This window comes from Pseudomonas sp. NPDC087803, from assembly GCF_044742995.1.
Classification (GTDB): Bacteria; Pseudomonadota; Gammaproteobacteria; order Pseudomonadales; family Pseudomonadaceae; genus Aquipseudomonas.
The window spans coordinates 24594-35477 of sequence record NZ_JBIUVO010000055.1; the positions used below are offsets into that span (position 1 = coordinate 24594).

General features: G+C 62.3%; 9 protein-coding genes, 2 pseudogenes and 1 riboswitch. Of the genes and pseudogenes, 6 read left to right on the top strand and 5 right to left on the bottom strand.

All coding sequences use genetic code 11. The features are described 5' to 3' along the window. The first annotated feature begins 219 nt into the window (after positions 1 to 219). The 3 genes and pseudogenes from ACIOUG_RS21385 to hldE all read left to right on the top strand — a co-directional run bounded on the left by ACIOUG_RS21385 (position 220) and on the right by hldE (position 2719). Positions 220 to 924: a sulfotransferase family 2 domain-containing protein gene (locus tag ACIOUG_RS21385; protein WP_401068463.1), complete on the top strand. Its 705-nt coding sequence runs from the start codon at positions 220 to 222 to the stop codon at positions 922 to 924. Continuing rightward, a pseudogene (locus ACIOUG_RS21390) lies at positions 917 to 1090 on the top strand (adenylyl-sulfate kinase); the annotation flags it as partial. The gene ACIOUG_RS21385 and the pseudogene ACIOUG_RS21390, both read left to right, overlap by 8 nt. Positions 1091 to 1297: 207 nt before the next feature. Beyond that, positions 1298 to 2719 carry a bifunctional D-glycero-beta-D-manno-heptose-7-phosphate kinase/D-glycero-beta-D-manno-heptose 1-phosphate adenylyltransferase HldE gene (hldE, locus tag ACIOUG_RS21395; protein WP_401068465.1) on the top strand — a complete coding sequence of 474 codons (1422 nt, stop codon included), beginning with the start codon at positions 1298 to 1300 and terminating at the stop codon, positions 2717 to 2719. 99 nt (positions 2720 to 2818) lie between these two features. Here the strand turns inward: hldE and ACIOUG_RS21400 are convergent, their stop codons facing one another. The 4 genes from ACIOUG_RS21400 to ACIOUG_RS21415 all read right to left on the bottom strand — a co-directional run bounded on the left by ACIOUG_RS21400 (position 2819) and on the right by ACIOUG_RS21415 (position 6340). Continuing rightward, the gene (locus ACIOUG_RS21400; RefSeq protein ID WP_401068467.1) at positions 2819 to 3787 is read right to left on the bottom strand and encodes a metal ABC transporter ATPase; all 969 of its coding nucleotides are present in this window, start codon (positions 3785 to 3787) and stop codon (positions 2819 to 2821) included. A 31-nt stretch (positions 3788 to 3818) separates the two neighbouring features. Beyond that, positions 3819 to 4631 carry an aldo/keto reductase gene (locus ACIOUG_RS21405; protein ID WP_401068468.1) on the bottom strand — a complete coding sequence of 271 codons (813 nt, stop codon included), beginning with the start codon at positions 4629 to 4631 and terminating at the stop codon, positions 3819 to 3821. Next, on the bottom strand, positions 4628 to 5803 hold the full coding sequence (locus ACIOUG_RS21410; RefSeq protein WP_401068470.1) for an NAD(P)/FAD-dependent oxidoreductase: 1176 nt from the start codon (positions 5801 to 5803) through the stop codon (positions 4628 to 4630). Before ACIOUG_RS21410 ends, ACIOUG_RS21405 begins: the two co-directional genes overlap by 4 nt. A 204-nt stretch (positions 5804 to 6007) precedes the next feature. Then, positions 6008 to 6340, bottom strand: coding sequence for a multidrug efflux SMR transporter (locus tag ACIOUG_RS21415; RefSeq protein WP_003221050.1), 333 nt, complete (start codon positions 6338 to 6340; stop codon positions 6008 to 6010). Positions 6341 to 6442: 102 nt separating this feature from the next. Between ACIOUG_RS21415 and ACIOUG_RS21420 the strand changes: the two genes are divergently transcribed. Together ACIOUG_RS21420 and waaA are read left to right on the top strand one after the other, a co-directional pair. Next, entirely contained in the window at positions 6443 to 7345 is a 903-nt protein-coding gene (locus ACIOUG_RS21420) for a LysR family transcriptional regulator (RefSeq protein ID WP_401068472.1), read from the top strand. Positions 7346 to 7356: 11 nt separating this feature from the next. Next, positions 7357 to 8631, top strand: a complete 1275-nt coding sequence (gene waaA, locus ACIOUG_RS21425) for a lipid IV(A) 3-deoxy-D-manno-octulosonic acid transferase (RefSeq protein WP_401068474.1) — start codon at positions 7357 to 7359, stop codon at positions 8629 to 8631. Positions 8632 to 8737: 106 nt separating this feature from the next. Here waaA and ACIOUG_RS21430 read toward each other — a convergent pair whose 3' ends face one another. Continuing rightward, entirely contained in the window at positions 8738 to 10171 is a 1434-nt protein-coding gene (locus ACIOUG_RS21430) for a TolC family outer membrane protein (RefSeq protein ID WP_401068476.1), read from the bottom strand. Between the two features lie 205 nt (positions 10172 to 10376). Further along, positions 10377 to 10482: riboswitch (TPP riboswitch) on the top strand. A 146-nt stretch (positions 10483 to 10628) separates the two neighbouring features. On the opposite strand from ACIOUG_RS21430, the pseudogene ACIOUG_RS21435 reads away from it, so the two are divergent. Then, positions 10629 to 10884, top strand: a pseudogene (locus ACIOUG_RS21435) (phosphomethylpyrimidine synthase ThiC); the annotation flags it as partial.

Consider the following 10884-nt stretch of genomic DNA (forward strand, 5'->3'; position numbering starts at 1 on the left):
CTGTGGGAGCGAGCCTGCTCGCGAAAGCGCTGCAACAGACGACGTCCGTGTCGAATGTTCACCCGCTATCGCGAGCAGGCTCGCTCCCACAGTCGTTTGTATCCAGACCTTTACCCTTCTTGACCAAACCGGAATAAAACCGGACACCGCGCTTGTTAAGGTTCCTCAACGAACTCTGACATTCATCGAGGGGGTCATCCCCGTCGCGCGGGTACTCTCATGTTGCAACGCTATCTCTGGAAACTGCTGCCCAAGCCGCAGCGGGCCTTTCTGCTCGGGCGACTGTCGGTGGTCGATCGGCAGGTGGTGAACAAATCAATGTCGGCCAACCTGACATTTCCCCATGCCTTCCAGCAGCGTTCCTGTCTGTTCATCCACGTCCCCAAATGCGCGGGCAGCAGCGTTTGCACGGCGCTGTTCGACGGCTGGCGCCCCGGGCATTTGCCGTTGTACTGGTACGAAGAGCAATTCCCCGAGCAATTCGCGAACACGTTCAAGTTCGCTTTCGTGCGTGATCCGCTGGAGCGCGCCTATTCGGCCTACGCCTTCCTGCGCGGCAATGCGTTGAGCGAGCGTGATCACGCCGCCCAGCAACTGGTCAGGCAGTACCGCGACTTCGACGATTTTGTCGCGCGCTGGCTGCATCCGGAAACGATTGCCCGGCAACTGCACTTCGCGGCGCAGACTGACTTTCTGACGGACTCGCTGGGGCATCTGGCGCTGGACTTCGTCGGCTATCAGGAGCACCTGGCGCGGGACTTTACTCTGGTCTGCGAGCAGTTGCGGCTCACCCGTCAATTGCCTCACGTCAACGGCTCGCGGGAACGGCAAACGCTGCCGGCACGGGAGTTTTGTTCGGTGCGCACCCGGCGTCTGGTGCGTCGGGTCTATCGGCGTGATTACGAGTTGCTTGGTTATGAATGAGTCCCGGTCACTGCCGTTTGCAACGCTCGCGATTCGCCCTTTTGGCCTGGCGCTGTCGCATCAGGCCCGGGCCGCGCTCAAGGCGCAACACCCGCGCTGTCTGTGGCTGACCGGATTTTCCGGCGCCGGCAAGCCGACCCTGGCCAATGCCCTCGAACTGCACCTGCGTCCTTGCGAGCCGCCGTTGACGGCCGAGTGGCAGATCGACACCGAAGACCTGGAGTTACCGCAAGCCTGTGGACAGTTGGCGGCGCTGGTGCTCAAAAAGTGAGCAAAAAAACTCACTGTTTCATCCTGTTGCAGGCGGCACTCAAGCCTGCGCCAACCCTGTGTTAATATCGCGCCCCTGTTCATTTTGTATGTGGGTTGCTCCATGAAGTTGTCCATGCCGCGATTCGATCAAGCCCCAGTCTTGGTGGTCGGCGATGTCATGCTCGACCGTTACTGGCATGGTGGAACCTCACGGATTTCCCCTGAGGCACCGGTTCCGGTCGTAAAAGTCGAGCAAATCGAAGACCGCCCGGGCGGTGCTGCCAACGTTGCCTTGAACATTGCCGCGCTGGGTGCGCCGGCGTCGCTGGTCGGTGTGACCGGTGACGACGAAGCCGCCGATAGCCTGAGCAACAGTCTCAAGGGTGCGGGCGTGCGTGCACTGTTCCAGCGCATTGCGCATCAGCCGACCATCGTCAAGCTGCGGGTCATGAGCCGGCACCAGCAATTGCTGCGTATCGACTTCGAAGAACCGTTTGCCACCGATTCGCTGGCCCTGGCCTCGCAGGTCGACGATCTGCTCGAAGGCATCAAGGTGCTGGTGCTGTCGGACTACGGCAAAGGCGCGTTGAAAAACCATCAGGCCTTGATTCAGGCGGCCCGGGCCAAAGGCATTCCGGTGCTGGCCGATCCCAAGGGCAAGGATTTTTCGATCTACCGTGGCGCCAGTCTGATCACGCCGAACCTCAGCGAATTCGAAGCCATCGTCGGCGGTTGCGCCGATGAGCACGAGCTGGTGAGCAAGGGCGCGACACTGATGCACGATCTCGAGCTCGGCGCGCTGCTGGTCACCCGTGGTGAGCACGGCATGACCCTGCTGCGCCCGGAGCATCCGGCGCTGCACCTGCCGGCCCGTGCCCGCGAAGTGTTCGACGTGACCGGTGCCGGCGACACGGTGATTTCCACCCTGGCGGCGGCGATTGCTGCCGGTGAAGAACTGCCGCACGCGGTGGCGCTGGCCAACCTGGCGGCCGGCATCGTGGTCGGCAAGCTCGGTACCGCGGCGATCAGCGCCCCGGAGCTGCGCCGCGCGATCCAGCGTGAGGAAGGTTCGGAGCGTGGTGTGCTGGGTCTGGAGCAACTGGTGCTGGCAGTGGCCGATGCCCGTGCGCATAACGAGCGCATCGTCTTCACCAATGGCTGCTTCGACATTCTGCATGCCGGGCACGTGACCTACCTCGAGCAGGCGCGCGCCCAGGGCGACCGTCTGATCGTGGCGATCAACGATGACGCCTCGGTCAGCCGCCTGAAAGGGCCGGGACGTCCGATCAACAGCGTCGACCGACGCATGGCGGTACTCGCCGGCCTCGGTGCGGTGGACTGGGTGATCAGCTTCCCGGAAGGCACCCCGGAAAACCTGCTGCGCGAGGTCAAGCCGGATGTGCTGGTCAAGGGCGGTGATTACGGTATCGACCAGGTGGTCGGCGCCGACATCGTCAAGGCTTACGGTGGGACGGTGAAAGTGCTGGGTCTGGTGGAAAACAGCTCGACCACCGCGATCGTGGAAAAAATCCGCGGTCAATAAAGCCAAAAGATCGTCCGCACGCGGCCCGAACCTCCGGCAGCTCCTACAGGGAAATGCATTCCAATGTAGGAGCTGCCGGAGGCTGCGATCTTTTGCTTTTCAGGAACTGACTTTCTTGCGCGGTACGATTTTCTTCAGCAATTGCCTGGCCTTGCCGCGCAAGCGCGCCAGCCCTGTAGGTTTCTCCGGGGGCGTCAGGCCTTGTTGGCGCAACCAGTCCTTCCAGCGAATCCGCTCGTCCCGCACCAGCCAGCCATCCTGTCTGGCGAAGCTTTCGGCCAGATACAGACCGCGCGTGCCTGCCGGCGACAGCTGACCTTTCTTCAAGGTATACAGCTCGGCCAGCGGTTCGCCGTCCTGCAGCGGCATCAAATACAGATCGGGGCGCTTGCGGTCCAGCCGTGCCACCAGTTGATCACCCTCCAGCCGTTCATCGACATGAAACAGACTCAGGGATTTGGCTTCCTTGGGCACATCCAGGCGCAAGTCATAAATCAGTTGCAGCGATGCCGTCGGCAAATGCACATACGCCCGTGGTCGTTCGAGCAATTGCAGATTGGCGCAGCGCACCGGCCGCGCCGAACCGGACTGCGGCGTCAGGCGAAACGGCAGGGCCTCGCGATAATGCAGGGCGGACGAGTAGGGCGCCGGTAGCCAGGTGTCGTTGAAGCGTCCGCCGAGCCAGCCTTCGGGGGTTTCCAGCAGACACTCTTCGGCGATTTCCTGAATCGCCGTGTGCAACGGGATGTTCAGTTCTTGAGCAGGTACGTAACCGGAAATCAGCTTGAGTACGACGTCTCCACGATCCTGCCGGCGCTGGCGTACCAGCACCCAGTAATCGCGATTCTGCCAATGCAGGGTCAGGCGCACCGAGACCCCGAGGTTGGCCAGTTCCACCGCGAAGCGCTCGGCATCCGCCACGCTCACCGGTTTGCGCCGCTGCAGGGTCTGGGCGAAATTCAGTGGCATGCCGACGCTCTGATACGTCAGGCCTTCGGGCGTGGCCTCGACGAACAGCGGCAGCGTCTTGAAGTTGCTCGGGTTCTTTCTGATGAGCGTGCGCGGCATGTCGGCTCCTGCTTAAGGCCGCGAGGCGGCGTCAGTGACCACGGAGGACCTGGGCAACGGTCGCAACGTTATGGGCGAGGTGCAGCGGATTGATCGTTCCGACAATAGCACTGGCCACGCCGGGCTGCTGGAACAACAACTCGAAGCTGGCGCGCACCGGGTCGACGCCCGGACTCAGGCATACATGACCGCTGGCCAGGGCTTTTTTCACCAGAATGGCTTTGCCGTGGGCAGCAGCATAGTCAATGACTGTCTTCTCGTTCTGTTCGTTCAGATTGTAGGTGACCATCGCGCAGTCCCCTTGCTCCAGCGCCTTGAGGCCGCCCTCGACGGTTTTGCCGGAGAAGCCGAAGCCGCGAATCTTGCCCTCGGCCTTCAGCGCCGCGAGGGTGGCGTAGACCTCTTCGTGCTCAAGGATCGCCAGGTCGTTGCCGTCGGAGTGCACCAGCACCAGGTCGATAAAATCGGTTTCAAGACGTTGCAGGCTGCGCTCGACCGACATCCGCGTATGCGCCGCGCTGAAGTCATGGCGCGACAGACCGTCGGCAAACTCTTCGCCGACCTTGCTGACAATCACCCAGTCCTGCCGCTGGCCACGCAACAGCGGGCCGAGGCGTTCTTCGCTACGGCCATAGGCCGGTGCGGTGTCGATCAGGTTGATGCCCAGCCCTTTGGCCTGATTGAGCAGCAGGCGTGCGGCGTCATCGTCGGGAATCTGGAAGCCGTTGGGGTATTTCACCCCTTGGTCGCGGCCGAGTTTGACTGTGCCCAGGCCCAGCGGTGAAACCATCAGGCCGGTGCTGCCCAAGGGGCGATGCAGTTCGTGCAGGGTAGGGACGCTCATGGCAACAATTGCTCCCAGGCCGGTACGCCCATCGGTGGTTTTGGCAATGCCGGCAACGGCTCGGTCGGTTGCGGCTGGATGCCGTCGCGCTGCAGCGAGGCAATAACGCGGTCGGCGAAGTCCGGTGCCAGCGCCAGTTTGGTCGGCCAGCCCACCAGCAGACGACCCTGCTCGGCGAGGAAGGCGTTGTCCGGACGGCTCAGACCGGTTTGAAGCGGCTCGGCGCGATCCACGCGCAAGGTCGCCCATTGCACCTGGCTCAAGTCGATCCATGGCAACAACTGGCCGAGCTCTTTCTGCGCGGTGGCGATCTGGTCTGCCGGCTCGCGGGCCACGCCATCGCTTTCGGCAATGTCGCCGCCCAGGTACCAGACCCAGTTGCCATCAGCGGCCGGGTGGGTGGTGACGGTGATGCGCGGCTTGGTGCCGGCGCCCAGGCAGTGGGCGTACAGCGGCTTCAGGCTTGGGCCTTTGGCGATGATCATGTGCAGCGGCCGGCGTTGCATCTGCGGATGGGTCAGGCCCAGGTCTTCCAGCAACCGGGCAGTGCCGGCACCGGCACTCAGGACGATGCGCTGAGCACGAATCTCGCGGCCGTCGACTTTCAGGCCGACCAGCACACCGGCTTCGAGCAACGGCTCGATGGTTTGCCCGGCGAGCAGACCGTCACCGGCCAGATCGGCCAGGCGCTGGATCAGGCTCGGCACGTCGACCACCAGTTCGGCGAGGCGGTAGACCTTGCCCTTGAAGCGCTTATCTTGCAGGGCCGGCGGCAGTTGTTCGCCCTTGACCTGATCGACCCGGCCGCGCACGGCTTTACTGGCGAAGAAACTGGTGAGGTTGCCGGCGAGGGTGCCGGGCGACCACAGGTAATGCGCTTCGGACAGCAGACGCACGCCGGACAGGTCCAGCTCGCCATTGCCGGCCAGAGCTTCACGCCAGCGGCGCGGCATGTCGGCGATGGCTTCCGAGGCGCCGGTCAGCGCGCCGTGCAACGCATACTTGGCGCCGCCGTGGATGATGCCCTGCGACTTCACACTCTGCCCGCCGCCGAGGCTGGCGCTTTCCACCAGCACGGTCGAAAAACCCTGGCGGCGCAGACGCGCATTCAGCCAGAGGCCGGCGACACCAGCGCCGACAATCAGAACGTCGGTGGAAATAACGGATGGCATGCGACGACCTCAGTGTTCAAGACGAGGGCGCAGTATACAGACTCGGCAAAGCGCGGGATTTGTCGATGATCAACAGGGCAGATGCAAAACCAAATGTGGGAGCGGGCTTGCTCGCGAATGCGCTGTGTCAATTAACAGAAATGTTGTCTGATACACCGTATTCGCGAGCAAGCCCGCTCCCACTGGGATTTGCGTTACGTCAAATCAATGCCCGGCAGTTTTCGAGAACAACTGGATGACCACCACGCCGAGCACAATCAACGCCATCCCGAGCATTGCCGGCACGTCCAGCTTCTGCCCATAAATGAACAGCGCCGCGACGCTGACCATGACGATGCCCATGCCCGCCCACACGGCGTAGGCGACTCCCACCGGCACAGTGCGCACCACCAGCGTCAGCATCCAGAAGGCGATCCCGTAGCCGACGATCACCAGAATCAGCGGCAGCGGGGTGCTCAAGCCTTTGACCGCTTTCATCGAAACGGTGGCGATCACTTCGGCGCAGATGGCGATAGCCAGGAAGGCGTAGGCGTTCATGTGTAGATCCTCATGTAAAACATTGCTTGCTGAGGCGGCATTCTAGTCGCTCGTCAGATGGGGTAAAGTCATTACCTATCTGTTTTGAAGATGGGTTGCAGCATGAATACCCAGTGGAATCTGGAACAACTGCGCGCCTTCGTCAGCGTCGCCGAACAACGCTCGTTTTCTGCCGTGGCGCGTCAGCAACGCAAGGCACAGTCGGCAATCAGCAGTGCGATTGCCATGCTGGAAGACGATTTGGGTGTCAGCCTGTTCGAGCGTAGCAGCGGTCGCCAACCCCGGCTCACCGAAGCGGGTGAAGCACTGCTCGAAGAGGCACGCGAAGTGTTGCGCCAGTGCGCGCGTCTGAACGGTCGGGCGATGGCGATGATGCGCGGCCAGGAAGCGCAGTTGCGCGTGGCGCAGGATGAAGCGATGCCGTATCAGGCACTGGTGGAAAGCTTCGATGCGCTGGCCGAGCAATTTCCCAGCCTCGAAGTGCAACTGACCAGCGCCGCCCAAGGTGAAGTCGCCCGCAAACTGGTCGAGCGCCGCGCCGATCTCGGCCTGCTGTTCTATCACGACGAAATCCCCGAAGCGCTGGAACGGCGGGTGCTGGGCCGGGTGGAAATGGTCACGGTCTGCGGCATCAACCATCCGCTGGCGACGCAGTCCTACGTCACCTGCCAGCAACTGGCGCAGCATCGGCAATTGCTGATGTCGACGCAGACCAGCGTCTATCCCGGCAACGAACCGGCCAGCCCGCAGGTGTGGCGCGCCGACAGTTTCTATGTGATGGCCGAATGGCTGGTGCGCGATCTCGGTTGGGCCTGGCTGCCCCGGCATGTGGTGCAGTATTCGGCGTATCAGGGTTTGATGGTTGAACTGGACAGTGAATGGACCCCGCCGGCATTGGTGGTGGAACTGGTCTGGCGCCGGGATGAGCCCCTCGGCCCGGCGGCGCGCTGGCTGGCTGAGCGTTTTGCCGTGCACTTGCGGGCGATCGGCGACAAAAGTCGATAAACTCCGCCGCCATGAATAGAACTCTCTACACCGCGCTGTTTTACCTGGGGCTGCCATTGGTGGCGATTCGGCTGTGGCTGCGCTCGCGCAAGGCCCCGGCGTATGCCAAACGGATTGGAGAGCGCTTCTCCTGCGGGATGCCACCACTGCAACCCGGCGGGATCTGGGTGCACGCGGTGTCGGTGGGCGAAAGCATCGCCGCGGCACCGATGATCCGCGCCTTGCTGCAACGCTATCCACAGCTGCCGATCACCGTGACCTGCATGACCCCGACCGGATCGGAACGGATTCAGGCGTTGTTCGCCGGCGAACCGCGCATCCAGCATTGCTATCTGCCGTACGACTTGCCGTGCGCAGCAGCGCGCTTTCTTGATCGGGCGCAGCCGAAACTCGCGGTGATCATGGAAACCGAACTGTGGCCCAACCACATTCATCAGTGCGCCAAACGCGGGATTCCGGTAGCGCTGGCCAATGGTCGGTTGTCCGAGCGCTCGGCCCGAGGCTATGGCCGTTTCAGCAAACTGACCGCGCCGATGCTCGCGGAGATGAGTTTTTTCGCGGTGCAGACCGAGGCCGAAGCCCAGCGCTTCCGCGATCTCGGCGCGCGCCCGCAGACGGTCGAGGTTACTGGCTCGATCAAGTTCGACCTGACGATCGATCCGCAACTGCTGCAGCGCGCCAATGAACTGCGCGGTCAGTGGAAAGCGCTGGAGCGCCCGGTGTGGATCGCCGCCAGCACTCACGAAGGCGAAGACGAAGTGGTGCTCAGCGCCCATCGCCGGCTGCTGGCGAACTACCCGAATGCCTTGCTGATTCTGGTGCCACGCCATCCCGAGCGCTTCAACTCGGTATTCGAGCTGTGCCAGCGTGAAGGCTTTGCCACGGTGCGCCGTTCGAGTGCTGGCAATGTCGAAGCGGACACTGCTGTGCTGCTCGGCGACACCATGGGCGAGTTGCTGTTTCTCTATGCGTTGGCTGACAGCGCTTTCGTCGGTGGCAGCCTGGTGCCGAATGGCGGGCATAACCTGCTGGAACCGGCGGCACTGGCCAAACCGGTGATCAGCGGCCCGCACCTGTTCAACTTCCTCGACATCGCCGCCCAGTTGCGCGAGGCCGGGGCGTTGGCCGAAGTGGATGATGCCGAAGGGCTGGCGGTGGCAGTGCAGCGCCTGTTCGAATTGCCCCGCGATGCGCAACGCATGGCCGAGGCCGGGCTGGCGGTGATGCGCCGCAATCAGGGGGCGTTGCAGCGGTTGCTGGATGGGTTGGACAGGTTGATCAAGTAAGTCAGCACACCCAAAAGCAAAAAGATCGCAGCGTGCCGCAGCTCCTACAATTGGAATGCATTTTCCTGTAGGAGCTGCGGCACGCTGCGATCTTTTGCTTTAAGGCTTAAGGCCGCGCCTTGAGCTGCGCTTCGGCTGCCTTGGCCAGGTCCGGCGGGAGGAAGTCCTTGTCCGGGTTGTAGTCGGCCTTCAGATAGCGCGCCAGGTCCTGCAAGTCACCCGGATTCAACGTCCCCGCCGCCTGCTTCAAACGCAGGTTGTCGAGGATGTAGTCGTAGCGGGTGTTGTTGTAGTTGCGCACCGAGGTGTACAGCTGACGCTGGGCGTCGAGCACGTCGACGATGTTGCGCGTACCGACCTGATAACCGATTTCCGTGGCTTCCACCGCACTCTGGTTGGAGATGATCGACTGGCGACGCGCCTGCACCTGCTCGACATCGGTGTTCACCGCGCGGTGCAGGTTGCGGGTGTTTTCCACCACTTGCCGGCGCAGGGATTCGCGCTGTTGCTCGCTCTGATCCAGTTGCGCATAGGACTGGCGCACTTGCGAGCTGGTCAGCCCGCCGCTGTAGATCGGGATGTTCAGTTGCAGGGCCAGGGTGCTTTGCTCGACGTTGCCACTGTACGGGGTGCCGAAGGCGTTCGGGTTGGCGAAGCCGAGGGCGTCGTTGTCACCCTTTTCGTACTTGGCCACGGCATCGAGGGTTGGCAGGTGACCGGCCTTGCGCTGCTTGAGGGTCTGTTCGGCGGAGCTGACCGCGAAGTTGCTCGCCAGCAGATTGAGGTTCTGTTTGCCCGCGGTGTCGACCCAGGCCTTGGCGTCATTTGGCATCGGCGGCAGGATTGGCAGCGTGTGGACGATGCCCTGAATCGAGTTGTACTGACGGTTGGTCAGAGTGATCAGCGCTTCGAAGGCATCGTCGACCTGACGCTGGGCAACGATCCGGTTGGCGCGCGCGGTGTCGTAGCTGGCCTGCGATTGCAGGACGTCGGTCTTGTCCGACAGGCCGACATCGAAGCGCTCGTTGGACTGGTCGAGCTGACGCTTGAACGCGGCTTCTTCAGCTTTGGTCGAGGCCAGGTTGTCCTGACTGCGCAGCACGTTGAAATAGCTTTCGGCCGATTGCAGGATCAGGTTCTGTTCGGTGGCCGAGAGTTGCAATGCGGCCTGCTCGTTGACGTCCTTGGCTGCCTGGTACTGGAACCAGCGGTCGGCGCGGAACAATGGCTGGGCCAGGGTCGCCTGATAAGAATGCGCGCTGCGGTTGGCGATCGCCGAAGGCTGGTCGATCGAGGTGCGCACATCCGCCACTTCGGCACCGCCGGAGAGATTCGGCAGCAGGCCGGCACGGGCCTGGGGCACCACTTCTTTCTGAGCGCCGTACTGGGCGCGGGCGGCGGCCAGATCGGCGTTGTTGTCGACCGCTTCCTGATAGACGCTGACCAGATCGGTTTTGGTCGACAAGGGCGCTTCTGCTGCCCAGGCCATTGCGTTGGACGCACAAGACACGGCAAGAGCCAGTGAAAGTTTGCGCAGCATGAGGCGATCCCTAGCAAAAATATTATGGAAATAATGTGCGCGCCAAGGCTACGGCGCGGCCCCCGCAGCGTCAAGGCGCGCGAGGCACAGCGAGTGTAGATGTGCAAACGTGCGGCAACAATCCTGCAAGTCCCGCTAATTACGCCATTCATCACGGTGTTTGCTGCGGTGTTGGCGTTCTTTGCCGGTTGTGTCTAGACTGGCCGGGTTCTTGTCGGGGTGCCTTGCTATGAGGCTGAGATCGAATAATTTCGGATCCCGTTGAACCTGATCAGGTTAGCGCCTGCGTAGGGAACAAGATTTCTCGTCACCCGGCGAGTCCTCTTGTGCTTCGTCCGGGAAATTGTTCGACAATCGAACGCTCGACGACGATGCACAGCACCAGTCCTGGTGCGTCCGTGCCTTTCAGGTTCTGCTCCGACAATCCACTGCCTGGATGCTGTCTGGAGAGCCCGTGATGACGACAAAAGCAAAAAACGCGATCAACCTGAGTGACTCGGCCAAGGTCGACGAGCAATCGGTCAAGCCGTTCACCCGTTCGCAAAAAGTCTACGTTCAGGGCTCGCGCCCGGATATCCGCGTGCCGATGCGCGAAATCACCCTCGATGTGACCCCGACCGACTTCGGCGGCGAAATCAACGCGCCGGTCACCGTCTACGACACCTCGGGCCCGTACACCGATCCGAACGTGGAGATCGACGTGCGCAAAGGGC